The sequence below is a fragment of the Luteibacter sp. OK325 genome (genome assembly GCF_003050935.1).
In the GTDB taxonomy this organism is placed as follows: domain Bacteria; phylum Pseudomonadota; class Gammaproteobacteria; order Xanthomonadales; family Rhodanobacteraceae; genus Luteibacter.
In genome coordinates, this window is the sequence record NZ_QAOX01000007.1 from 90521 (window position 1) to 112233 (window position 21713).

At 64.3% G+C, this 21713-nt stretch carries 26 protein-coding genes; 15 read left to right on the plus strand and 11 right to left on the minus strand.

Annotated elements, in window-relative coordinates; translation table 11 throughout:
* Nucleotides 1-143: 143 nt before the first annotated feature.
* The 4 genes from C8J98_RS15395 (at nt 144) to C8J98_RS15410 (ending at nt 5090) form a co-directional block, all read left to right on the plus strand.
* Nucleotides 144-2198 (plus strand): bifunctional diguanylate cyclase/phosphodiesterase, encoded by a 2055-nt coding sequence (locus C8J98_RS15395; RefSeq protein ID WP_107914074.1) that lies wholly within the window; start codon nt 144-146, stop codon nt 2196-2198.
* A gap of 66 nt (nt 2199-2264) precedes the next feature.
* The gene (locus tag C8J98_RS15400; RefSeq protein WP_107914075.1) at nt 2265-2693 is read left to right on the plus strand and encodes a hypothetical protein; all 429 of its coding nucleotides are present in this window, start codon (nt 2265-2267) and stop codon (nt 2691-2693) included.
* Nucleotides 2683-3108: a nuclear transport factor 2 family protein gene (locus C8J98_RS15405; protein WP_158272725.1), complete on the plus strand. Its 426-nt coding sequence runs from the start codon at nt 2683-2685 to the stop codon at nt 3106-3108. Before C8J98_RS15400 ends, C8J98_RS15405 begins: the two co-directional genes overlap by 11 nt.
* A gap of 128 nt (nt 3109-3236) precedes the next feature.
* The gene (locus C8J98_RS15410; RefSeq protein WP_107914077.1) at nt 3237-5090 is read left to right on the plus strand and encodes a beta-galactosidase family protein; all 1854 of its coding nucleotides are present in this window, start codon (nt 3237-3239) and stop codon (nt 5088-5090) included.
* Between the two features lie 49 nt (nt 5091-5139).
* On the opposite strand, the gene C8J98_RS15415 is transcribed toward C8J98_RS15410, so the two are convergent.
* Genes C8J98_RS15415 through C8J98_RS15430 form a run of 4 tightly spaced genes read right to left on the minus strand, consistent with a single transcriptional unit; the run spans nt 5140 to nt 7176 of the window.
* Nucleotides 5140-5475: a tRNA-binding protein gene (locus tag C8J98_RS15415; protein ID WP_107914078.1), complete on the minus strand. Its 336-nt coding sequence runs from the start codon at nt 5473-5475 to the stop codon at nt 5140-5142.
* An 18-nt stretch (nt 5476-5493) separates the two neighbouring features.
* On the minus strand, nt 5494-6474 hold the full coding sequence (locus C8J98_RS15420; protein WP_107914079.1) for an NAD(P)H-quinone oxidoreductase: 981 nt from the start codon (nt 6472-6474) through the stop codon (nt 5494-5496).
* Nucleotides 6471-6842 carry a UBP-type zinc finger domain-containing protein gene (locus tag C8J98_RS15425; RefSeq protein ID WP_107914080.1) on the minus strand — a complete coding sequence of 124 codons (372 nt, stop codon included), beginning with the start codon at nt 6840-6842 and terminating at the stop codon, nt 6471-6473. The genes C8J98_RS15420 and C8J98_RS15425 overlap by 4 nt, the downstream gene beginning before the upstream one ends.
* A 58-nt stretch (nt 6843-6900) precedes the next feature.
* The gene (locus C8J98_RS15430) at nt 6901-7176 is read right to left on the minus strand and encodes a hypothetical protein (protein WP_146171652.1); all 276 of its coding nucleotides are present in this window, start codon (nt 7174-7176) and stop codon (nt 6901-6903) included.
* A gap of 99 nt (nt 7177-7275) precedes the next feature.
* Between C8J98_RS15430 and C8J98_RS15435 the strand changes: the two genes are divergently transcribed.
* From C8J98_RS15435 to C8J98_RS15445, 3 genes are all read left to right on the plus strand, one after another.
* The gene (locus C8J98_RS15435; protein ID WP_107914082.1) at nt 7276-7635 is read left to right on the plus strand and encodes a DUF1304 family protein; all 360 of its coding nucleotides are present in this window, start codon (nt 7276-7278) and stop codon (nt 7633-7635) included.
* 81 nt (nt 7636-7716) lie between these two features.
* Nucleotides 7717-8241: a tetratricopeptide repeat protein gene (locus C8J98_RS15440; RefSeq protein WP_158272726.1), complete on the plus strand. Its 525-nt coding sequence runs from the start codon at nt 7717-7719 to the stop codon at nt 8239-8241.
* A gap of 136 nt (nt 8242-8377) precedes the next feature.
* Entirely contained in the window at nt 8378-8800 is a 423-nt protein-coding gene (locus tag C8J98_RS15445) for a response regulator (RefSeq protein WP_107914084.1), read from the plus strand.
* On the opposite strand, the gene C8J98_RS15450 is transcribed toward C8J98_RS15445, so the two are convergent.
* Nucleotides 8772-9338, minus strand: coding sequence for a BON domain-containing protein (locus C8J98_RS15450; RefSeq protein ID WP_146171653.1), 567 nt, complete (start codon nt 9336-9338; stop codon nt 8772-8774). The genes C8J98_RS15445 and C8J98_RS15450 overlap by 29 nt on opposite strands.
* A gap of 160 nt (nt 9339-9498) precedes the next feature.
* Here C8J98_RS15450 and C8J98_RS15455 point away from each other — a divergent pair, with 160 nt between their 5' ends.
* The gene (locus tag C8J98_RS15455) at nt 9499-9912 is read left to right on the plus strand and encodes a PAS domain-containing protein (RefSeq protein ID WP_158272727.1); all 414 of its coding nucleotides are present in this window, start codon (nt 9499-9501) and stop codon (nt 9910-9912) included.
* On the opposite strand, the gene C8J98_RS15460 is transcribed toward C8J98_RS15455, so the two are convergent.
* Nucleotides 9913-10611, minus strand: coding sequence for an HAD family phosphatase (locus C8J98_RS15460; protein WP_107914086.1), 699 nt, complete (start codon nt 10609-10611; stop codon nt 9913-9915).
* Nucleotides 10612-10804: 193 nt separating this feature from the next.
* On the opposite strand from C8J98_RS15460, the gene C8J98_RS15465 reads away from it, so the two are divergent.
* Nucleotides 10805-11845: a DUF4105 domain-containing protein gene (locus tag C8J98_RS15465; protein WP_107914087.1), complete on the plus strand. Its 1041-nt coding sequence runs from the start codon at nt 10805-10807 to the stop codon at nt 11843-11845.
* Here the strand turns inward: C8J98_RS15465 and C8J98_RS15470 are convergent.
* On the minus strand, nt 11812-12846 hold the full coding sequence (locus tag C8J98_RS15470; protein ID WP_233260252.1) for a TraB/GumN family protein: 1035 nt from the start codon (nt 12844-12846) through the stop codon (nt 11812-11814). The genes C8J98_RS15465 and C8J98_RS15470 overlap by 34 nt on opposite strands.
* Before the next feature lie 207 nt (nt 12847-13053).
* On the opposite strand from C8J98_RS15470, the gene C8J98_RS15475 reads away from it, so the two are divergent.
* The 5 genes from C8J98_RS15475 (at nt 13054) to C8J98_RS15495 (ending at nt 17304) form a co-directional block, all read left to right on the plus strand.
* Nucleotides 13054-13299, plus strand: coding sequence for a hypothetical protein (locus C8J98_RS15475; protein ID WP_107914088.1), 246 nt, complete (start codon nt 13054-13056; stop codon nt 13297-13299).
* Between the two features lie 63 nt (nt 13300-13362).
* Nucleotides 13363-13599: a hypothetical protein gene (locus C8J98_RS15480; RefSeq protein ID WP_107914089.1), complete on the plus strand. Its 237-nt coding sequence runs from the start codon at nt 13363-13365 to the stop codon at nt 13597-13599.
* 17 nt (nt 13600-13616) lie between these two features.
* Entirely contained in the window at nt 13617-13859 is a 243-nt protein-coding gene (locus C8J98_RS15485; RefSeq protein ID WP_107914090.1) for a DUF3820 family protein, read from the plus strand.
* Nucleotides 13860-14054: 195 nt separating this feature from the next.
* On the plus strand, nt 14055-16913 hold the full coding sequence (locus C8J98_RS15490; RefSeq protein WP_158272728.1) for a TonB-dependent receptor: 2859 nt from the start codon (nt 14055-14057) through the stop codon (nt 16911-16913).
* A gap of 190 nt (nt 16914-17103) precedes the next feature.
* Nucleotides 17104-17304 (plus strand): hypothetical protein, encoded by a 201-nt coding sequence (locus tag C8J98_RS15495; protein ID WP_107914092.1) that lies wholly within the window; start codon nt 17104-17106, stop codon nt 17302-17304.
* Between the two features lie 14 nt (nt 17305-17318).
* On the opposite strand, the gene C8J98_RS22095 is transcribed toward C8J98_RS15495, so the two are convergent.
* The 3 genes from C8J98_RS22095 to C8J98_RS15505 form a co-directional block, all read right to left on the minus strand.
* Nucleotides 17319-17468, minus strand: coding sequence for a hypothetical protein (locus C8J98_RS22095; RefSeq protein ID WP_158272729.1), 150 nt, complete (start codon nt 17466-17468; stop codon nt 17319-17321).
* A gap of 67 nt (nt 17469-17535) precedes the next feature.
* The gene (locus C8J98_RS15500; protein ID WP_158272730.1) at nt 17536-19017 is read right to left on the minus strand and encodes an ATP-binding protein; all 1482 of its coding nucleotides are present in this window, start codon (nt 19015-19017) and stop codon (nt 17536-17538) included.
* A 7-nt stretch (nt 19018-19024) separates the two neighbouring features.
* Nucleotides 19025-20389: an amidohydrolase family protein gene (locus C8J98_RS15505; RefSeq protein ID WP_107914094.1), complete on the minus strand. Its 1365-nt coding sequence runs from the start codon at nt 20387-20389 to the stop codon at nt 19025-19027.
* Between the two features lie 150 nt (nt 20390-20539).
* On the opposite strand from C8J98_RS15505, the gene C8J98_RS22495 reads away from it, so the two are divergent.
* Nucleotides 20540-20668: a hypothetical protein gene (locus tag C8J98_RS22495; protein WP_255417744.1), complete on the plus strand. Its 129-nt coding sequence runs from the start codon at nt 20540-20542 to the stop codon at nt 20666-20668.
* 129 nt (nt 20669-20797) lie between these two features.
* On the opposite strand, the gene C8J98_RS15510 is transcribed toward C8J98_RS22495, so the two are convergent.
* Nucleotides 20798-21697: a YihY/virulence factor BrkB family protein gene (locus tag C8J98_RS15510; RefSeq protein WP_107914095.1), complete on the minus strand. Its 900-nt coding sequence runs from the start codon at nt 21695-21697 to the stop codon at nt 20798-20800.
* Between the last annotated feature and the right edge of the window lie 16 nt (nt 21698-21713).

The following is a 21713-nucleotide window of genomic DNA, read 5'->3' on the forward strand; positions in this document are numbered from 1 at the left end:
GGTCGCTTCCGCATCGCAAGACCTGCCCAATCTGACGAAAATGATGGTTTCTCCTCAAGATGACTGCCCGTTAGCCGATATCCTGTACGACGCCATCCATCACCCCGATGCGTGGCAGCATCGCAGGCCCGTCAGGTAAACCCATGCTCGTCAGCAGTTACAGCGGCGTCCTCGTCGTTTTCTCCCTCGTGGTCGCCATCCTCGCTTCGTATACGGCCCTGAATATGGCCGGGCGGGTCTCGGGCACGCGCGGCACGGCATCGGTGCTCTGGCTGGTGGGCGGCTCCTTCGCCATGGGCATTGGCGTCTGGTCGATGCACTTCATCGGGATGCTGGCTTTCAGCCTGCCGATCGCGATCGGCTACGACCTCGACCTGACCCTGCTTTCGTTGGTCTTCGCCATCGGTTCCTCGGCATTCGCCTTGTGGCTCGTGTGCCACGAGCAGCTGCCGATGCGGCGGCTGGTCGTGGGTGCCCTGGTCATGGGCGCCGGCATCGCCGCGATGCACTACACCGGCATGGCCGCGATGCGGATGATGCCCGGCGTGGTCTACGACCCGCTTCTTTTCTCGTTGTCGGTCGTCATCGCGGTGCTGGCCTCCGGCGCGGCCCTGTGGATCGCCTTTCGCCTGCGCAAGGACGTCGAGCGCGTGGTATTCGCCCGGCTGGGGGCCTCCCTGGTCATGGGCTGCGCCATTGTCGGCATGCACTACACGGGTATGGCCGCGACCGGATTTCCCGTCGGCAGCTATTGCGGCGCGGCCAATACCGGCATCGACGCCAAGTGGCTGGCCGTGGTCGTGATCGTCGTCAGCCTGGCTGTGTTCGCCATCGCGCTGATCGTGTCGATGCTCGACGTCCGCGCCAGCGTGCTGACCACTTCACTGGATCGCGCAAACAGCGAGCTGGTCCAGCTCGCCCTGCACGACAACCTGACGCGCCTGCCAAACCGCGTGCTTCTTGGCGACCGCCTGGACCAGGCGATCCACAAGGCCACGCGCGAAGGGCGCCAGTTCGCCGTGCTCTTCATGGATCTGGATGGATTCAAGGCGGTAAACGACGTTTACGGTCACCACGTCGGCGACCTTCTCCTCAAGGAGGTATCGAAGCGCATCCTTGCCACCAAGCGTGGCGAAGACACCGTTGCCCGCCTGGGCGGTGACGAGTTCGTCATGGCGGTGGATGTCGCAAGGCCCGAAGACGCGGCCATGCTTTCTCAACGGCTGGTCGAAGCGCTGGGTGCGGCTTACCTGATCGATGAACACAGCGTGCATGTGTCGGTAAGCGTCGGCATCGCCGTCTTCCCGGAGAACGGCCGGACCACGCACGACCTGATGATCCATGCCGACGCCGCGATGTACCACGCGAAGGAGCAAGGCCGTAACGGCTACTGCTTCTTCGAGAGCGCGATGAACGCCAACGTGCACCAGCAGTTGCAGTTGCAACATGACCTGCGTCGGGCGATCGACCAGCATGAGTTTCTGCTGTATTACCAGCCCAAGCTCGTCTCGCCCGACGGCCCGGTCACGGGCGTGGAGGCTCTTCTGCGCTGGCAGAAGCCGGGTGTGGGCCTCGTGCCGCCGGACGACTTCCTCGGCGTGGCCGAGCGCACGGGCCTGATCATCCCCATTGGCAATTGGGTGCTCGACGAGGCGTGTCGGCAGATGCGTGCGTGGCAGGACGAAGGACACGCGGCCTGGACGATGGCGGTGAACCTGTCGACCGTACAGCTCACACATGCCGGTCTGGTCGACGTGCTTCGGTCGACGCTGGAGCGCCATGCGCTCGACCCGGCCTGCCTGGTGCTGGAAGTCACGGAGTCCACCGCCATGCGCGATGCGGAGGCCAGTCTGGCTATCCTCAACCAGGTGGCAGCCCTGGGCGTGGGCATCTCGATCGACGACTTCGGCACGGGTTATTCCAGCCTGCTCTACCTCAAGCAGTTGCCGGCCGATGAGCTCAAGATCGACCGTGGTTTCGTGACCGAACTGACCCGGGGTAACGACGATGAGGCCATCGTTTCGGCGATCATCGCCCTGGGCAAGACCCTCGGCCTGAAGATCGTGGCCGAAGGCGTGGAGACCACGGAGCAGCAGGAATTGCTCACGCGCCTGGGCTGCGATGTCCTGCAAGGGTTCCTGCTCGGCAGTCCGGTCCCGGCAGATCAGCTGGCGCGGAGCCTGCCGAGCCCGGCGTAGCGTCGCGGCCCGTGCTGTCTTACGATGCCCCCACCCATCGCCGATCGGCATGTTCGAGGAATTTGTATGGACGTCACGCAGGCGCGACTCAATCAGCTCTTCACCTTTTCGATGGATTTTGCGAAGGAGATGCTGGAGGAGAACGGCGATTTCTACCCGTTCGGTGCCACGGTGTCGGAAGAGGGCAAGCTCGCCGCCGATCCGGGGCATGACGGCGGCGACGAGCCGGAGGCACACGATGTCTATCGTGTGATCTTCGATCGCTTCGCAACCGGCAGGTCGCCTGAAGCGCTCGCCGCGGCTCTCGTCGCCAATGTGACGATTCCCGACGAGTTCGACGCGCCCGCGAAAGACGGCGTCCGTGTGCATATCGAGTCGAAGGGCTACGCGCGTTTTATCTACGTTCCGTATGAAATTGTGTCGACGGATACCCGCGAAGTACGACTCCACGACCCGTTCGCGGTGGAGATCTCGCCGAGTTTCTTTGCCGCGTGAGTTGTCGGGAATCACCCGGATGATCGCTGGTTCCGATGTGATACTGCTGACGAAACTCACGGCCCTGGAGCGTGAGCTCCATGATCCGTCCGTCCGTCGTGACGTGCATCGTTTGCGCGAGCTGCTGCATCCGTCGTTCGTGGAGATCGGGAGGTCGGGCTATCGCATCGATCTTGCCGACGTGCTGCGTGATCTGCCGACCGAGGGTGGCAACGGCTCGATCACTGCCGATGGCTTCGAGCTACTACGGCCCGCGGAAGGCGTGGCGATTCTGCTTTATCGGTCGGCGCACCGTTCGCCATCGGGCGTGGATTCGCGCCATGCGATGCGGTCGAGTACGTGGGTTTGCGAGGGCGGTGAGTGGCGGATGGTTTATCACCAGGGTACGCCGGCCGAGGCGTTTGATATTGTATGAGTTTTTCGGCTGGCGCCTTCGCCGATGAATCGGCTCCTACAGGAGCGGGCTTCTGGGTGTGATCGGAGTCCTTGCTCTGGGCTGGTCGGATGGGTAAGTTCTGACGCTTGAATCCTGCGGAAGACACGATGAAGCGTCTGAGTCTGCTCCTGTCGACCTGCCTGCTGGCAGGCGCGGCCTATCCTTCCTTCGCGGCGGTTCCCGCTGCAACGACACCACACTTCGCAGTCGATCACGGCCAGTTCCTTCTCGACGGCAAGCCTTATGTGATTCGCTCGGGAGAAATGCATTATCCGCGCATCCCCCATGCGGACTGGCGTGATCGCCTGCGCAAGGCGAAGGCGATGGGGCTCAATACCATCACCACGTACGCCTTCTGGAACGAGAGCGAGCCGGAGCCGGGCAAGTTCGATTTCAGCGGAGACCGTGACATCGCCACCTTCGTGCGTACCGCGCAGGAAGAGGGCCTTAATGTCATCGTGCGTCCGGGCCCCTTCGTTTGCGCCGAGTGGGAATTTGGCGGGATCCCGGCGTGGCTTCTGCGTACTCCCGGCCTGCGCATCCGTTCGTTCGATCCGCGCTTCCTCAAGGCCAGCGCAGCGTGGTTCAAGCGGTTGAACCAGGAGCTCGCGCCGCTGCTGAGCAGCCGCGGTGGTCCGGTCCTCATGGTGCAGGTCGAGAACGAGTACGGTTACGTCGGCAACGACCACGATTACCTCGAAGCGATCCACCAGCAGATGGTCGACGCCGGCTTCGACGTTCCCATGTTCACCTCCAACGGCCCCGGTCCGACCTGGATGCCGCGTGGATCGCTGCCCGGCATGGTTTCGGTGATCAATTTCACCGGGGACGGCAAGCAGACCGAGCGTGCGTTTCGTCGCTCGGCGCCGCTGATGGAAGGCATGCCGCGCATGGCCGGCGAATACTGGACGGGGTGGTACGACCGCTGGGGCCTGGAGCACAAAACGCGCGACGTCGGTGACGTGAGCAGCGCGGTGTCGTGGATGATGGATCACGACATTTCGTTCAACCTGTACATGGTCGATGGCGGCACGAACTTCGGCTGGATGAATGGCGCGAACAACGACGATGCGCATTACCTGCCGGTCACGACCAGCTATGACTACGATTCGCCGATCGACGAAGCCGGCCGCATCACCCCGAAATTCGAGGCTCTGCGCAAGGTGATCGCCGCGCACCTGCCCAAGGGCGAGACTTTGCCCAAGGTGCCCGCATCGTCTCCGACGGTCGCGATTCCGCGCTTCACGCTGGACACGTCGGTGAGCCTGCTCGATGCGCTGCCGGGTCTGTCGAAACCGCAGACCACGGTCACCCCGCACGGTATGGAGACCTTCGGCCAGAACTACGGCCTGATCCTCTACCGCAAGGCCCTCGACGCCGATGCGAAGGGCTCGCTCGATGTGAGCGATGTACGCGATTACGCCACCGTCCTTGCCGACGGGAAGTCGCTGGGAACGCTCGACCGCCGCCAGGATCAGCATGCGATGCCGGTCGACCTCAAGGCGGGCAGCACGCTCGACCTGGTAGTCGAGAACATGGGCCGCATCAACATCGGCCCAGGCATGGAAGACGATTACAAGGGCATTACCTACTCGGTGCAGGTTGCCGGCGAGGACCTGCTCAACTGGTCGGTTTACCCGTTGCCGCTGGACGATCTGTCGGGCCTGCACTTCGCACCGGGTGGGACGGGGCAGGGTCCTGCGTTCTGGCACGGGAGCTTCACCATGGCGAAGCCGGACGGCAGCTTCCTCGACATGCGCGGCTGGAACAAGGGCAACGTGTGGGTGAACGGCCATCATCTCGGCCGCTTCTGGCGCATCGGGCCGCAGCAGACGCTCTACGTGCCGGCTTCCTGGCTGAAGAAGGGGCGCAACGACATCGTGGTGCTCGAGATGCAGGCTGGTGGGTCGCACACGATCGCGGGGCTCGAGGATCCGGTGTTCGACACGCCGGCGAAGTAAGTACAAACAAGCCGTCGGAGGCTACCGACTCCGACGGTGATGCACTTCTTCAGGACATCCGCGTGCCGTTGGGCACCGGCCGCTCCACGGTTGTGATCACCACGCCCTCGTCGGTATGAAAGCCGGTGAGCAGGAACTGCGAACGCACCGGTCCGATCTGCTTCTCGGGGAAGTTGATCACGCCGACGATCTGCCGACCGACGAGTTCCTCCGGCTGGTAAACGCCGGTAACCTGCGCGCTGGTCTTTCGCTCGCCATGGGGGCCGAAGTCCACCCAGATCAGGTAGGCGGGACGTTTGGCTTCGGGAAAAACCTCGGCGCGGACGACGGTGCCCGCCACCAGCATCACTTTCTCGAAGTCGGCCCAGCTGATCGTCTCACTCATCGTCGTCTCGTCTTCGCGCTACATGGTGAGGATGATCTTACCGACACTGGACGAGGACTCCATGCGCCGGTGAGCCTCCGCAGCCTGGCCGAGGGGGAACTCGCTGTCGATCACCGGCACGAGTGTGCCGTCGTCGAAGGCGTGCAGCCAACGGTCGCGAAAGCGCCGCGTCATCGCCTGTTTGACGCTCTGTGGCCGCGATTTCATCACTGTGCCGATGATCTGCAGGTGGCGGTAGAGCAGGCGGTCCAGTGGCAGGGATGCACCCCTGGCGCCGCCGAGCAGGCCGACTTCGACGAGCCTGCCGCCGAACCCGAGCGAAGCGAGGTTGCGTTCGAAGTAGGGTGCGCCGATGAAATCGACGATCACGTCGACGCCCTTGCCGTCGGTCTCGCGCTCGATCGCCTTGGCGAAATCATCGGTTTTGTAGTCGATGGCGACATCCGCGCCGAGCTCATGCACGCGGTCGAGCTTGCTGGCGCTCGCGGTGGCGAAAACCCGCGCACCCGCCGCATGGGCGAGTTGGACGGCGGCGGAGCCGACACCGCTCGCCGCGGCATGGATGAGGATGCTCTCGCCAGCGTCGAGCCGGCCGAGATGGAAGGCGGCTTCGTGAGCCGTCACGAAAGCCTCCGGGATGCCAGCCGCCTGCACGTAGTCGACGCCTTCGGGAATCGGCATGGCCATGCGGTAGTCGATACGGGCCTGTTCGGCGTAGCCACCGCCGCCGACGATGCCCATGACGCGATCGCCCACGGCGAAACCCTGGACGTCCTTGCCGATGGCGATCACTTCGCCGGCGATCTCCAGGCCCATGATCGCGGAGTCGCCGTAGCTCTCCTTCCCGTAGCCGCCCGTACGCTGGATGACATCGGCGCGATTCACCCCGGCCGCGTGGTTACGGACGAGAAGGTCGCTGTCGCGCAGCTCGGGTTCCGCGACGTCATGCAGCTGAAGAACCTCGGCCGCACCGAAATCGTCGAACGCGATCGCCTTCACTGGTTTTCCTTCGCCGCACGCACGAGGACCGCCTGCCAGTGATTCGGCACCAGGTCCCTGGGGCCCGGGGTCGTTTGATCGTGTGGGTGGCTGTGCGGAGGCTTCAGCGACGGCCCGTCGAACATATCGTCGGTACGGTAGTCGTAGAACCAGTCCTCGCCGGGCTCGAAGCTCTGGATGACCGGGTGCCCGTCAGCGTGCGCGTGCTTGCTGGCGTGTTTGTGCAGGGAATCGTCGCAGCAGCCGATGTGGCCGCACTGGGCGCAACGGCGCAGATGAAACCACCAGGTGCCGGCGGCAAGGCATTCGACGCAGCCCGGACCACTGGGCTCGGCGGCCAGATTGATACCGTCGTTTTCGCTGTTCATGGGCACCTCCGAAAGGGGATACCCGATCCTACCCGACCGCCACGTCGCCCTGTCCAGCTCAGAGGATGCGTCCGGCGCGATTGAGCGCGATCAGCTGCATGCTGTCTACCGAGGCGGCGAGAACACGCAGGGCGATGCGCAGCTCCACGCTGTTCGGACAGCCGCGCTCGAGCAGCCCCTCGATCCGCTCGGCGGCGTCGGCCACGGGCAGGTGCTCGTGCTCGAGGGCGTGCCGGGCCACATGGTTGGCGCGGAACTGGGCTTCGAAGTAGTCGTGGTGCAGCAACGCCTGGAGCAGCCCGAGGGCTTCCAGCGAGATCTCCTGTGCTGCCATGAGGTTCCCCATTCCCTAATGAAAGCGTTGGCGCCGCCCCCCTGCAATCCACCATCCGGCCTAAGTAGAATCGCGGTCATTCCCGAGGAAAGGATCGCCATGGCCATCGCAGCTACCGTACTCACCCTCCTGGTGATCCTGATCCACGTGTACATCGTCGTTCTCGAAATGCTGCTCTGGCGCACACGCGGACCCAGGGTCTTCGGCATAACGCCCGAATTTGCGCGTGACAGCGCGGCCCTGGCCTCGAACCAGGGCCTCTACAATGGCTTTCTCGTGGTCGCACTGGTGCTTGGCCTGGTGTTGAGCGAGCCTTTCGCCACGGCCTTCGTGTTCTACGGCCTGGGCTGTGTCGTGGTGGCGGGCCTGTGGGGCGCGCTCACCGCGAGCCGTCGCATCCTGTACGTGCAGGCCCTGCCTGCCGCGCTCGCGCTTGCCGCGCAGTGGCTGGCACGCTGATCGGTCGCGCGCGGCGTATTTGACGGATCCCTCTTGCGAGGGGCAAGGTGGTGGCGCCTGTCCCTTCAGGAGTTGCTTGCCGTGACCACACGTGGAACCTCCCGCCTGTCCCTGATTGTCGCGGTCGTTGCCCTCGCCGGCTGTGCCGGGCACGGTACGCGGCCCTTGCGAGACCGCACGGCCGAAGCGGCACAGGACGAAAAGGCGGCCAACCGGGCCTACGCGGGTGGCGATATCCACCACGCCGCCGATCTCTACGAATCCGTGGTCGCCGCCACGCCTGACGATGCGGACGCGTGGTATCGCCTGGGCAACGCCCGCTTTCGCCTGCAGAAGCTCGATGACGCTGGCCTCGCGTACGAACGTGCGATCAAGCTCAAACCCGACCACGCGCAAGCGCTGTACAACCTCGGCGTGGTCCGGCTGAAGCAGGCGCAGGCAGCCATGGTCGCGAGCGCGCGGGCGGGCGAGCCGGGCGATTCATTGCGGCGCGATAGCGGACGGATCGTGCAGCGCCTGGCCAGGGTCGGTGATGACGTCGGGGCAAGAAATAAAGGAGCCGGCGGCGCCCCTCCATTTATCGTCGAACCCGAGGACGATCGGTAATCGGATATGACGGAACTGCGATTCAATCGAGCTAAGTAATCGCCCCTGAAAAATCTGCCGAGTGGTCTATATTCAACGTGCAAATTCGGTAGTAGCTTCAGCCACAGGTTCCCCCGAAGCCGATATCGAGGCTTTCATGAGTACTGTGCTGGGCGCACCACGCGCGATCATCGTTGAAGACCATGCCGGGCTGGCTGCAGCACTCACCGACCTGCTCGAGGGGCGGCTGGGCTATGAGGTCGTAGCGTGTGCGGGTTGTATCGAAGACGCCATCCGGGTGGCGCATGTAGAGCGTTGTGACGTCGCCGTCGTCGACCTCGATCTGCAGGGCATCATGGCTTACCCGGCGCTGGACGAACTCATTCGTCGCGGCATTCCTTACGTGCTTGCCACGGGCGCCATGCCTCTGGATATCCCTGTCCGTTACCTCGCGCCCCTGGTGCGCAAACCGTACAGCGCGCAGCAGCTGGAGCACGCCATCCGTGAGGCATGCGGCCGTGCCGCCGTGCACGCGGCGGCGCCGGCCAGCATTACATGGTCGGCGGCGGGCCGGGCCTGAGCCGGTCATCGGTCCCGGGGCCCGCACGTACACGTATCGCGTTCTCCACGTCCTTCACCCCGACGGTTTCGACGACCGCGTCCTCGGCCAGATGCTTCATGTAGCGCTCCGGCACGTCGCCGCCCAGGGTGACCACGCCCTCCGTCACGCCGACCTCGATGTTCGAGGCGTCGATGGCGTCGTGCAGGGTGAGTCTTTCGCAGACGTCCTCACGGATACGCTCGTCGGAGCGAACGTAGCCTTGCGGGCCGATACCCCGGTGCCCGCCGGGATAACCCGAAGCCGTCCAGCGACGCCCTTCGCCGTCGCGCGCGGAGGCCCCGTCGTCGCGGCCGAAATTCCGGTGGCCGGGATGTCGACCCTCGTAAGCGTGATTGCCGCCAAAGGCGCGGTGCCCGGGATGTTGCCCCGCGCCGGCCTCATGGCCTGCTTCAAAGGGACTCCCTCCGAAATCGCGCTCATCCGGAAAACGGCCCCGGTTGGCATACATGCTGCCGAACTCGTCGCCCGGTACGTTGCGTTCGTCAAAGCGACCCATGGTCGACCTCCCACGCGATAAGAGTAACCAGTCTTCGCCTTCACCCATGCACGTTGTGTGGACGCGACGTGGTTCGCTTGTGGCTGGCGGCGCTTTTCTCCACTATGGCCGCCATATCGTCGGAAACCGGCGATCCGCCAGACATCGTTACGGGGGTGAGATGTCGCGTATCAGCTTCGATGAGCCGTGGACGTTCGGGGGCCACCCGTGGCGCAGCCTCAAGGACACATCGTTTGGCGTGATCGTCGCCGACGCACAGGGCGATATCGTCCACGTCAACGAACGCGCGGCGGAGTTGCATGGGTGGGTTCGGCTGGCCGTGGGGCCGGAAGACTACAGCCGGATGTACAGCATCTTCACCGAGGAAGGCCGTCCGTACCCCTCCGAAGACCTTCCGCTCGCCCGCGCCGTGCGTAAAGGTGAAACCAGCAAGCACGCCCGATGGGTGGTTCGCCGGCCGGATGGCTCGCGGCAGACGATGCAGGGCTCAGCCTATCCCGTGGTCGACGACGAGGGCGACCAGGTCGCCTCCGTGCTGGTCCACGACGCGATCGGTGGGGTCACAGCGGGCTGATCAGTGCGCCGGGGCGTCGCGGCTGGCGGCACCGCAGGCCTGGCGGAGCCAGTCGTTCACGACGTCCAGATCGGTCACGATGCCTGCGCACAGCCGGCGCAGCTCGGCCGACGGTTGCTGCAGGTCGGGCACCATGATCGTCGGCAATCCCGCGGCCACCGCCGAGCGCACGCCGGCTTGCGAGTCCTCCAGGGCAAGGCAGCAGTTGGCCGGCTTGTTGAGGATCCGCGCGGCGCGCAGGTAGGGATCGGGGTAGGGCTTGCAGCGCTCGCAGTCTCCCGCCGCCACGAGAGCGTCGAAACGGTCTCGCAGGCCGAACTTCTCGAGGTGGTGGATCGCCGTGCCATGGGACGACGAGGTGGCGATGGCGCGGGGCAGGCCGAACTCGTCGAGGGTGTCCAGCAGGGCGGTGACGCCGGGTTTCAGCCGGAGATCGGTCTCGAACATGGCGTGGTAACGCTCGGAGGCACCGGTCCACACGGCATCGAGGTCGACCTCGTCGCCCACGTATTCGCGAAGCAGCATGCGCGCCGCATGACCATGCAGGCCGACCATCCTCTGACACAGCGACAAGGGGATCTGGATGCCGACGTCGGCGGCCGCGGCAAGCAGGGCGTCGCGATACAGCGCTTCGGTATCGAAGAGCACGCCGTCGAGGTCGAAGACGATCGCCTGCGGTGTCGCTGGAAAACGGACCATGCGAGCCCCCTTTCGAAACAGCATTGCCGTGCTCGTATGGCCGGCTTCGTACCGAAAATAACCCGCTTTGTGGCAGTGCGCCATAGTACGAATAGGTGATTTCACCAGCGGAAACGTTTGCGTTCCCAGGCAGCAGCGGCGACGCTTGCCGGATGAGTCATTCGGAACCCTTTTGCCCATGAGAAAACGCAGGATGCTCGCCCGAACCCTTGCGGGAGCCCTGGCGGGCGTGCTCCTGTTCCTCTCAGGAGCATGGGGCGCAATTGCCTTGTTTTACCAGCTGCCCGGCGCCGTCCCGATGCGGGCAACCGCTGCGGTCCTGTGGAGCGTTCTTTACCTCGGACTGCTGGTCGCCATGTTCGGCTGGCGGGCCTGGTGGGCGCCGATCGCCCTGGCGGTGGCGCTAGCCGTGCTGATCGGCTGGTGGACGACCATCCGGCCGCGCAACGATCGTGTCTGGGCCGACGACGTGGCCCGGCTGCTGTCCGGCGAGGTCCACGGGTCCCGGGTGACCCTGCATAACGTGCGCGACTTCGAATGGCGCGCCGACGACGATTACGACGCCCGCTGGGAAACCCGCGACTACGACCTCGACCATCTGGTATCGGCCGACGCGATCCTGTCGTACTGGTCGAGCGAGGCCATCGCGCACGCCATGCTGTCGTTCGGCTTCGACGATGGCCGCCACGTGGTCTTCTCGATGGAGATCCGTCGCGAGAAAGGCGAGGCGTTCTCGGAGGTCGGCGGCTTCTTCAAGCAGTTCGAGCTGGTCCTGATCGCCGCCGACGAGCACGACATCGTGCGCGTGCGGACCAACGTGCGCGGCGAGGACGACTACATCTTTCCGCTGCGGATGCCGAAGGAAGCGATGCGCTCGCTGTTCCTTTCCTACGTGAAGGCGGCCAACGAGCTGGTGCAGCATCCGCGCTTCTACAACACGGTCACGTCGAACTGCACGACAATCGTCTATCGCATGGCGCGGCGCATCGACGGTGGCCTTCCGTTCGATATCCGCCTGCTGCTGACCGGCTACCTCCCTGGTTACCTCAGGGACAACGGGGCGCTCGACAGTCGCCTTTCCGTGGATGAGTGGCGACGCCTCGGCCGGATCACCGACCGGGCGAGGGCCACCAGACCTGGCGATGACTTCTCGGCGATCGTTCGCGAGGGCATACCGCCCGCCGAGGTCCCATCGCCGGCTCAGTCGCCGTCGTCGGGAGCTTCGACCTTATAGCCCTTGGCCTGGAGCGCCGTGAGGTAGCCGTCGTCGCCGAGCAGGTCCTCGATCGGCACGATGGCGACGGCCTGGGTGTCGTGGGCCATGGCGGTGTCGACCACGGCAAGCCATGCGGTACGTACGGCCTTGGGTATGTCGGTCAGGCCGATCCGCTGGGCTACGCCACCGTCGGTGACAGCGTCGAGGCAGGCCGTGCGTTGTTTCGCCGTGCGGTCGTCGCGAAGCGCGGCGATATCGCCGGTTGCCCACGCGTTTCCGCGTCGGGTCATGTCGGCGAGCTGTGCGTCGATATTGTCGACGCTCAGGGTGAAGCAGGAGAGATCGTCCAGCGTCGAACGCTTGAACTCCTTCACGGCCTTGCGAGGGTCGTCGACCATCAGCGTGTACTGCACGGGCGTCTGCTTGACGTTGTACTTGGTGGCGATGGCCACCACGGTGCGTGTGATCACACCAGCCTTGCCCAGGCCGGTCTTCTTCACCGCATTCTTGTACAGCTCCACGACGGCGAAGATCGGGCGGTAGCGCTCCACGGAACGGTCGTCGCCGATGTACCGGGCCTTCACCGTCAGCCAGCGCGCGTAAACGTCGGCTGGCACAGTGTCTTTGAGGGTGGCGCCATCGGGTGCATTGCGGACGCCGATCAGGGAGGGCAGCAGGGCGAGCTTTCCGAAGAAACCGACATTGGGTTTGATCTCCACCTTCGGCGGCAGGATCAGCTCACTGGAATGGGCGAGGGCGTCGTCGATCTCGTCCGACTTCCAGGTCATGTTCTGCGGCAAAGGCGACAGGCTGCCGAGGATAAGCAGGGTGTGTCCGTCCCGGGTGACCTTCCACAGGCCTGGTCCTGGTTGCACGCCGCTGACGGTCACGGCCTCGAGCGTGGGTATGCTGCCGGCCGACGCCGGTGCGGGTGCTGGTGTTGTCTGGGGTTGGGCGCCGGCCATACCGGCCAGACCGAACAGAAGGGGCAGGGCAAGAAGGATGCGGGGCGTCGTCATCGGCGAAGTCTAGACGAACGCCGCGTCCGGTCGCCTGCCATCGGTCACGCCCGCTGTCCTTGCGTTCACCTCCGCGAACGCCTTCTGGCGTGAGTCCGGCGTGAAGAAAATGATGCGTCATCCTTCCATTGTGGGGGCATTCGCGAACGGATAATCTTGCCCATCCGCCGCGTCCGCCGTAACAACTCTAAGGTTGCCCTCCGATCCATGGCACTGGTGATTTACGACATTCCGTTCAGCCCCGATCTCGCGGGGCTGTGGCACGTACAGATGAATGGCGTGCCCATGGAAAATTTCGAAACGCGCGTTGGCGCCATCGCTTACGCGGTGCAGCAGTCCAAGCTGCTGGGCGTCCACAATGGCCTGCAGGTGCTGGTTTCCGTCGAAGGCGCCGACGGTATCTGGCGGGAATTCGAATCGAATGCGAAGCGTCCGGTGAGCGGCCTGCAATAGTGCTGCACGTCACCTTGATGCGCGATGCATACGATGGGGTGAGAAAGGAGGAATATCCCACCCATGACGCATCGAAAGATCGGTTACTTTGACGTTGAAGGCACGTGCTATGTCGCCAAACCCGGCCACTGGCGCGGCAAATACGTCATCAGCGAAGACGGCGACGAACTCGCCGAGAAGCTCTGCGTCACCTTGCACGAGAATGAAGAGGACGCCTGCGCCGAAGGCATGACACTGGGCGTGGCGGCAGCGCGCAAGCTGATGAAGGAGCGGGAGGGCTTCGACCCGGGTGACGAGTAGGCGGTTAGAATGGCCGCATGACCGATCCCAATGACGCCTTTCGCCAGGACCTTGCGAAACTCGCTACGGCCGTCATGCCCTTCGGCAAGTTCAAGGGCAGGGCGATCGCCGACCTCCCCGGAAACTATCTTGCGTGGTTTGCGCGGGAGAGGTTTCCTCCAGGTGAGCTTGGCCGGCTCCTGGCCATCATGCTCGAGCTTGACCATAACGGTCTGCGTCGCCTGCTGGACCCCTTGCGCAAGGCATCGAAACCGGGCTGAGACCGCGCACGGCGCTTGCATAGCGCGTGCCAGCCGAGGCCCTTTTTGGGCTGTGTAAGTTATTCCGAATGGCCGATGGTGCAATCCGTTTACACGGCGTAAGTTTTCCTTGCGTCCCTGTGAATGTCTCGTTGCGTTCTCATTCGTCGGGTCGCGAAGTCCCAGCCCAACTCCCCTAAGGCCCGGAGACTCACAATGAAAACGACAAAAATCATGGCGCCCCGGCGCCACGGCCTCGCTTTGGCCATCGCCGCCGCACTGGCATGCGCCTGTGCGCAAGCTTCGGCGCAGACTCCGCCGACGCCCGCCCCAGCCACCGCTGCGCAGACGCCCCCGCCGGACGACCAGGCGCAGCAGAAAACCACCGAGCTGACCGCCATCACGGTCACCGGCTCGGCCCTGCCGCGCATCGACGTAGAGACGCCATCGCCGGTGACGACAATCACGGCCGCGGATATCCAGAAGAGCGGCCTGACGACCGTCTCAGATGTGGTGCGCTCCATCTCGGCCGACAACAGCGGTTCCATCCCGGCCTCGTTCACCGCCGGTTTCGCCGTCGGTGCGACGGGCGTCGCGCTGCGTGGCCTGACCGTGAACTCGACCCTCGTCCTCATCGACGGCCGGCGTGCGGCGAACTATCCGGTGACCGATGACGGCCAGCGATCCTTTGTCGATCTCAACACCATTCCTTCGAACGCAATCGATCGCATCGAAGTGCTGAAGGATGGTGCTTCATCGCTGTACGGCGCCGATGCCATCGCCGGCGTGGTCAACATCATCCTCAAGCCCAGCTTCAAGGGCGCGGAGTTCACCGCTGATGTCGGAACCTCGGAGCATGGCGGAGGGCTGACGAAACGCGGTACCGTGTTGTTCGGTGGCGGCGATCTGAAAAAGGACGGCTGGAATGCCTACTTCAGTGCCGAATACCAGAAGGACAACAGCATCATGACCCGTGATCGCGGTTATCCGTACAACACCGCGGACCTGCGCCGCAGCGGCGGCAACAACCTCATCGGTGGCCAGCCCTCGCAGAATTCCGGCTCGATCTACGGCACGGTGACGCCGGGTACCTTGTCGCGTCCCGGCGACGTGACTTCGGGTGTGGCCGATCCGGGAGGCCTCGCGCAGCCGCTGCAAGCCTGCGGTTCGCTCGGCACCCTGATCACCGACGATCCTGCCAATCCGGGCAGTTACTGCGCGCAGAACCGCGCGCTGTACACCGCGATCCAACCTACCGTCGAACGGGGCGGGTTATATGGCCGCTTCACCATCAAGTTGTCGGATACCTCGCAGGCCTATATCGGTGCGAGCTATTACGAGGTAAAGACGACGTTCCCGGGTACCCCGGCACAGATCCAGGCCAGCACGCCGAACAACACCAATGCGATTGCCTTGCCGGCGACGCTGCCGGACGGCTCGCTCAATCCGAACAACCCGTTCGCGGCCCAGGGTAGCGCGGCACTGATCAACTACTCGTTCCCCAGTGCCCTGGCCAGCGGCCAGACCGATAACCACAACCTGCGGCTGGTTGGCGGGATGACCGGGCAGTGGGGTGAGTGGAGCTACGACACGGCCCTGGTGCTCAACCATGATTCACTGGATACGCGCCTGGACGGCTTGCTCAACTACGGCGCCCTGATTTCCGCGATCACCAATGGGACGTACAACTTCGTCAATCCGTCGGCGAACTCGCGCGAGCTGCTTGCAGCGCTGTCGCCCACCCTGGAGAAGACCTCGACCAGCGACCTGCAATCGCTCGACTTCCATGTGACGCGTCCGTTGATGGATATGGGCGGTGGCTCGCTCGGTCTCGCTACTGGCGTCGATGTGCGCCACGAACAACAGAGCGATCCGGATCTCAATGCGAACCTGCAGGCGCAGGGCCTCGGCGTCGCGCGCACGAAGGGCCAGCGCACGGTGGGTGGCATCTACGTCGAACTGGATGCGCCGTTCACGGAGTCCTTTGAAGTGGATGCTTCCAGCCGCTTCGACCATTACTCGGACTTCGGTAACAACTTCTCGCCGAAGATCGGTTTCAAGTGGAAGCCGTTCGAGCAACTGGCCGTGCGTGGCACGTTCTCGAAAGGCTACCGCGCGCCGGGCTTCTCCGAGAGTGGCGACAGCCAGAGCGAGGGCTTCGCGACGTTCACGCCGCCGGAGGATTTCCAGAACGCACACGGCAATAGTGGTTACGTGCAGCCTTATCCACTGGCTTTCCTCACCACCTCCAATCCGAAAATCCAGCCGGAGCGGTCGAAGAGCTACACCCTCGGCCTGCTGTTCCAGCCGACGCAGGATCTCAGTGCTTCGCTGGATTTCTACCGGATCAAGAAAACCGGGGTGATCGCACAGCAGGATCCCAACGCCGTTCTCGACGCGTACTTTGCCGGCGAGCCACTGCCGGCCGGTTCGGCGATCGTGGCGGATGGTCCGGACCCGGCGGCGCCCGGCGCACTTCCGCGGCCCCTGGTCGTGGCAGCGCCATGGGTGAACCAGAACTCGCTGAAAACCCAGGGCGTCGATCTCGACCTCAAGGGCGGCTATAGCTTCAACGAGAATGTGCGCTTCACCAGCGAAATCAACCTGACCAAGATCATCAGCTGGAAGCTGACCCTGGAGGATGGCACCACGCTCGACTTCGTCGGCACGCACGGTCCTTATGGCGTGTCGTCGGGTGCGGGTACGCCGCGTTATCGTGGTTCATGGGCGAACAGCATCTCGTTCGGCAAGGCGACCATCACCGGCACGGTGTACTACACCAGCGGTCTGAAGCTGACCGCGCCAGACATCACCTCGGGCTGCTTCTCGACCAATACGGATACCGGTGAGAACCTGCCGGCGGATTGCCGGATGGCCTCGTTCACGGACTTCGACCTGACCGGCCGCTACGACCTTACGGAAAAGATAGCGCTCACCGGTTCGATCATGAATGCGTTCGACAAGAAAGCACCGTTCGATCCGCTGAACTATGCAGCACTGAACTACAACCCGACCTATGCGCAGAACGGTGTGGTCGGGCGGTTCTTTACGGTCGGCGTGCGGGTGAAGCTGTAACGATCAACCGCGCTTCACCGTGTTCGCACAGGGCGTCGGTGGCGGTGCGGGGAAATCGGCAAAACCATGTCTTGCCGACGGCCGCCACCGACGCCCTGTGCGTACGCGCGGGTGGGACCCCCATTGACCTTACGGGGGTTTTGCCTTAGTAAGAGCGACGGGGGAACACCAAAGGGGGCCGTAAAGGGCCATGGCACGTCGAGTCACGCAAGTCAGCTCACCTGTAGTCGAAGACACCGATCACAACGCAACGCCCTGGCCCGATGGCTTCATGCCCGGCACGGTGGCGCCGTTCGTCATGCGTTACGGGGTCGATTTCCTGGTCGCGATGCAACGCGCTGCCACGTCGCATGATGCCGCCCTGGTGCCGGGCGAAGTCGAGCCGGCTTGATTTAACGAACCGGTTTAACGGTCCGCCCCGTGCGAGCGGGGCGCTCGCGCGCCGTCGTCCGGCGTATCGCCGGCAGGGCCGCCTTTCATGATGCCGCCAACGATCGTGATCGCGATTGTTGCCGCGATCAGGGCGAGCAGGGCGTAGTAACGCGTTCGATTCATGCGTCGGGACACCTCGATGACGGCCCCAGTGTCCGTGGGCAGGGGTCAACGAAATGGATGCCTGGTGTTACGTGGGCGTCCCGCCGAGCAGATCGGCCACGGCGTCGATGAGGGCATGTACGGAAAACGGCTTGCTGAGCATGGCCGTCCGTTCCGGCAGCGTCTGTGAATCCGCGAAGGCATCCCAGGCATAGCCGGTGACGAAGAGAACGGGGACGTTTCGCAAGGTTTCGCGGACGGTCAGTGCCAACTGACGGCCGTCCATGCCGGGCAGGCCGATATCGGTGACCAGGAGGTCGGGCGGTGGCCCGGCATCGATCAGGCGCAGCGCTTCGTAGGCTTCGGCACAATCGCTCACCCGGTAGCCGGCTTCTTCCAGCACTTCCCGCGCGATCGAGCGCAGCATCTCTTCGTCTTCGACCAGCAACACGTGCTGGCCGCGTCCGCGCACGACCGCACCGTTGACGTGGGCGTGGGCGGCGGCGTTCTCGCCAACGTGCCGCGGGAGCCAAAGGCTCACCGTCGTGCCCTGACCGGGTGTGGATTCGATAATCGCGCGGCCTCCGGTCTGTCGTGCGAAGCCGTCCACCATGGACAGCCCGAGTCCCGTGCCCTGACCGATGGCCTTGGTGGTGAAGAATGGATCGAAGGCCTTCTCGATCACACTGGGTGACATGCCGGTGCCCGTATCGCTCACGGCGATCACCACGTAATCTCGGCGCCCCCTGCCGATGTCGGCGTGGGCGATGTTGCTCGTGAGAATGGTCAGGGTGCCGCCTGCCGGCATCGCGTCCCGCGCATTGATCGCCAGGTTGAGGACGGCGCTCTCCAGCTGGCTGGCGTCCGACAGGGTGCGCCACAGGCCATCCTGCATGCGCAGCTCGAGGGTTACCTGCTCGCCGATCAAAGGACGCAGCAGTAGCTCGAGTTCCCTGACAAGCGCATTGGCGTCCACGTCGGAGAGGGAGAGTGCCTGCTGGCGCGCATAGGCAAGAAGCCGATGGGTCAGGCCGGCGGCGCGTTTGACCGCACCGCCGGCGGCATCCAGCAGCCGTCGCGTGCCATCCACGCGACCGTTCTCCAGCCGTTCGGCGACGACTTCGATCGCGCCGCCGATGCCACCGAGGATGTTGTTGAAATCGTGCGCGATGCCACCGGTGAGACGGCCTAGCGCCTCCAGTTTCTGGGCGTGGCGCTGTTGCTCGTCGAGGTCGCGGCGGCGCTGGGTATCGCGACCCATGCCGTAGACGACATCGCCATCGGGGACGCAAGTCCAGGCAAACCAGCGGTAGGTGGCGTCTTTCGCGCGCAGGCGCAACTCGAGGTCTTCAACAACGTCGCCGTCGAGCATCTGGCTGACCGCATCGCGCGCGCGGTCCAGGTCATCCGCGTGGACCAGCTCCTCGAAACCCAGGCCGATCAGCTCACTGGCCTCGTAACCCAGCTCGCTGAGCCACGCGGGGTTGGTGTCGCGGTAACGACCGTCGCGCGCGAGCACCACGTAGAGGTCGCGCGAGATGGCCCATATTTTTTCACGGCCGCCGGTCATCGCCGGCTCAGGGCTTGAACGTGTCGACGGGCCCCGACACCTGGCGCCCGCGCTGCCACACGGCGTCGATGGTGGTCGTCGCTTCGACATTGTTGGAAGGATCGCTATCGAGCACGACGAAGTCGGCGCGCTTGCCGTTGGCCAGCACGCCGCGGTCGTCGAGCCCGAGTAGCTTCGCGGCGTTCTGCGTGGCGATGTGGATTGCCTGCAGCGGGGTCAGGCCCGCATCGACCATGAGCGCGAGCTCGCGGTGCTCGGCAAAGCCGGGGATGCGCAGCGGCATAGCGCCCGCATCGGTGCCGAAGCCGATCTTCACTCCGGCGTCGTTGAGGATTTTCAGGTTCTTGAGGTTCACCTGCAACGCCTCTTCGTTGACCGGTGTCGAGCCATTGTTGTTCACCTTGTCGCGCCAGGCGCCGTCGGCGAACTGCCTGGCGAGGTCCGGCTGCACGGCGTGGAGGAAGAAGGGCCGGTCCATCCAGGCGGGATGCCGTGCATAGATGAATGCGGCCTCGTTGAGGTCGAGTGTGGCGATGTACCAGGTCCCGTGCTGCTTCATTGCCTGGATGAAGCCCTGGTCGACCGGTTTGTCGCGCACGCCGTGGGCCAGGATGTCCACGCCAGCGTCCACCAGCTGCCGTGCGTCGTCGAGGTAATACACATGGGCAGCCACGCGCAGATGCTTTGCGTGCGACTCGTCGATCACCGCGTGCCAGATCTCCGGCTTCATCTTGACCGGCAAGCTGCCGTTGAAATCATCCAGCCAGATCTTGACCAGGTCCGTCCCGCGAGCTGCGGCGGCGTCCACGTCGGCGCGCGCTTCCTCCGCGGTGGCGGGCCGGTCGAGCTGGTTCGGGCCGGCTTGCATCATCTTCGCAGGGGGCGCGCCGTTCGGCACGCCGATACCGCGGTCGGCACCGAACAGGTCGGCACCGTCGGCCGTTCCGGCATGGAGCTCGGCACGCAGGGGATAGAACACGTCGGGGTCGTTTACACCGAGCGAGGTCACCGTGGTCACGCCATAGGCTCGCCACTGACGCAACTGGCGCAAGCTGTTGTCGCGCGTATAGAGTTCGGGGAGGCCGCTCCTGGTGCCGTTCACCGAGCCGATATGCCCGTGGTCGGAGACCAGGCCGGGAATGATCGTTTTGCCTGTGTAGTCGATGATCTTGGTACCGGCCGGCATCTTTGCGCGCAGTCCCGATCCCATGAGCGAGATGTGGTCGCCGTCGATCACCAGGGTGACGTCCTCCCGCGGCGGCGCGCCGGTGCCGTCGATGACGCGCGCGCCACGGATGACAGTGGCGGCCCCGGCGGAACCCGAGGCGGCGGCCAGGGCAAGGGCGAGCAGGGTGGGGCGGAACAAGATCATGGGACGTCCTTCCTGATGATTGCCCGTCACGAATAATGCACGAGATGCGAAGACGGTGTGCTTGCGAAATCCATCATGGCGCTGTTGTCACATGCGGTGCACGGAATCCGGTCGAATCTCCGTATCCGACCCCACCCGGAGCATCGAGCAATGGAAGAAAAAGACCTTACCCCTGTAGCGGACAAGCAGCGCGGTGGCATCGGTTACATCCTGCTTTGGGTGCTGGGCGTGCCGATCCCCATTCTGATCCTGATCTTCCTCGTCCGCGGTTGCACGTAATCGACCCTGGAGGATCATCTATCGGTACCTGTAGGAGCCGATTCATCGGCGATCAGCGCACGGCGTCCCCGCTACGTCGGCTTTTCGCCGATGAATCGGCTCCTACAACAGCGTACATCCGCCGCCGACTCAAGCCCGCTCGTGTGGCTGCGACGGCGTAACTTCCTCCGCGAAGCTCTCGGCATGCTCTGCCGGTCGGATTTTCGCGCCACGCGCGACGGCGAGGCCGCGCGTCAGCTCGGCACCCAGCAGCACGATGATCGAGGCGTAATACACCCATGTGAGCAGGACGACAATGGCGCCGGCGGGGCCGTATGCGCCGCCGATGGAAGCGTGCTCGATATAAAGACCGATGACGAACTTACCGGCGGCGAACAGCACGGCGGTAAGGATTCCGCCGCGGGTCGCGTCCTTCCAGGCGATCTGCGCATCGGGAAGCACGCGATACATCGCGCCAAAAGCGATCGCGAAGACGATGAAGGAGACGCCTGCCTCGGTGAGTTGCCAGGCCGTGGTGTCGCCGGGGATCATGGCCTTGATCAGTCCGTTGATGACGAAGGAAATGATCAGCAGGAAGGCGATGCCGACCAGCAGGCCAAAGGCACGCGCACGAGTGCGCAGCCAGCCAACGACGGCTTCACCCGGCTTGGCGCGTAGCTTCCAGACGCGGTTTAGCGTGGACTGCAACTGGGTAAAAACAGCCGAAGCGCTGAACAAGGTGATACCAAGGCCGATAAGTCCGACCACGTTGCCCAGGTGCGGACGCTGCTGCGCGTTGTCGATGACAAGCTTTACGGCACCGGCGCCTTGCGTTCCGATCACACTGGTAAGGCTATCGACCAGATCGTTCTGCCATTCGGGGCGAAGTGCGGCGAGTACCCACAACAAAAGCACCAGCAAGGGTGCGAAAGACAACGCGGAATAAAAGGAAAGCGCCGCGGCCCGGGTCATCAACTCGTCGTCCGTAAACCCGTCGATCGCAGTGCGGACGGCCTTCGTCGCGAGGTCGAACCAGCGGCGCAGAGACATGATCAGGAGCCGCGGG

What these genes read in the sequence shown, in the direction of transcription:
- C8J98_RS15395 (WP_107914074.1), top strand. Translation starts at nt 144, where the DNA reads ATGCTCGTCAGCAGTTACAGCGGCGTCCTCGTCGTTTTCTCCCTCGTG.
- C8J98_RS15400 (WP_107914075.1), top strand. Translation starts at nt 2,265, where the DNA reads ATGGACGTCACGCAGGCGCGACTCAATCAGCTCTTCACCTTTTCGATG.
- C8J98_RS15410 (WP_107914077.1), top strand. Translation starts at nt 3,237, where the DNA reads ATGAAGCGTCTGAGTCTGCTCCTGTCGACCTGCCTGCTGGCAGGCGCG.
- C8J98_RS15415 (WP_107914078.1), bottom strand. Translation starts at nt 5,475, where the DNA reads ATGAGTGAGACGATCAGCTGGGCCGACTTCGAGAAAGTGATGCTGGTG.
- C8J98_RS15425 (WP_107914080.1), bottom strand. Translation starts at nt 6,842, where the DNA reads ATGAACAGCGAAAACGACGGTATCAATCTGGCCGCCGAGCCCAGTGGT.
- C8J98_RS15430 (WP_146171652.1), bottom strand. Translation starts at nt 7,176, where the DNA reads ATGGCAGCACAGGAGATCTCGCTGGAAGCCCTCGGGCTGCTCCAGGCG.
- C8J98_RS15435 (WP_107914082.1), top strand. Translation starts at nt 7,276, where the DNA reads ATGGCCATCGCAGCTACCGTACTCACCCTCCTGGTGATCCTGATCCAC.
- C8J98_RS15445 (WP_107914084.1), top strand. Translation starts at nt 8,378, where the DNA reads ATGAGTACTGTGCTGGGCGCACCACGCGCGATCATCGTTGAAGACCAT.
- C8J98_RS15450 (WP_146171653.1), bottom strand. Translation starts at nt 9,338, where the DNA reads ATGGGTCGCTTTGACGAACGCAACGTACCGGGCGACGAGTTCGGCAGC.
- C8J98_RS15455 (WP_158272727.1), top strand. Translation starts at nt 9,499, where the DNA reads ATGTCGCGTATCAGCTTCGATGAGCCGTGGACGTTCGGGGGCCACCCG.
- C8J98_RS15460 (WP_107914086.1), bottom strand. Translation starts at nt 10,611, where the DNA reads ATGGTCCGTTTTCCAGCGACACCGCAGGCGATCGTCTTCGACCTCGAC.
- C8J98_RS15465 (WP_107914087.1), top strand. Translation starts at nt 10,805, where the DNA reads ATGCTCGCCCGAACCCTTGCGGGAGCCCTGGCGGGCGTGCTCCTGTTC.
- C8J98_RS15470 (WP_233260252.1), bottom strand. Translation starts at nt 12,846, where the DNA reads ATGACGACGCCCCGCATCCTTCTTGCCCTGCCCCTTCTGTTCGGTCTG.
- C8J98_RS15475 (WP_107914088.1), top strand. Translation starts at nt 13,054, where the DNA reads ATGGCACTGGTGATTTACGACATTCCGTTCAGCCCCGATCTCGCGGGG.
- C8J98_RS15480 (WP_107914089.1), top strand. Translation starts at nt 13,363, where the DNA reads ATGACGCATCGAAAGATCGGTTACTTTGACGTTGAAGGCACGTGCTAT.
- C8J98_RS15485 (WP_107914090.1), top strand. Translation starts at nt 13,617, where the DNA reads ATGACCGATCCCAATGACGCCTTTCGCCAGGACCTTGCGAAACTCGCT.
- C8J98_RS15490 (WP_158272728.1), top strand. Translation starts at nt 14,055, where the DNA reads ATGAAAACGACAAAAATCATGGCGCCCCGGCGCCACGGCCTCGCTTTG.
- C8J98_RS15495 (WP_107914092.1), top strand. Translation starts at nt 17,104, where the DNA reads ATGGCACGTCGAGTCACGCAAGTCAGCTCACCTGTAGTCGAAGACACC.
- C8J98_RS22095 (WP_158272729.1), bottom strand. Translation starts at nt 17,468, where the DNA reads ATGAATCGAACGCGTTACTACGCCCTGCTCGCCCTGATCGCGGCAACA.
- C8J98_RS15500 (WP_158272730.1), bottom strand. Translation starts at nt 19,017, where the DNA reads ATGACCGGCGGCCGTGAAAAAATATGGGCCATCTCGCGCGACCTCTAC.
- C8J98_RS15505 (WP_107914094.1), bottom strand. Translation starts at nt 20,389, where the DNA reads ATGATCTTGTTCCGCCCCACCCTGCTCGCCCTTGCCCTGGCCGCCGCC.
- C8J98_RS22495 (WP_255417744.1), top strand. Translation starts at nt 20,540, where the DNA reads ATGGAAGAAAAAGACCTTACCCCTGTAGCGGACAAGCAGCGCGGTGGC.
- C8J98_RS15510 (WP_107914095.1), bottom strand. Translation starts at nt 21,697, where the DNA reads ATGTCTCTGCGCCGCTGGTTCGACCTCGCGACGAAGGCCGTCCGCACT.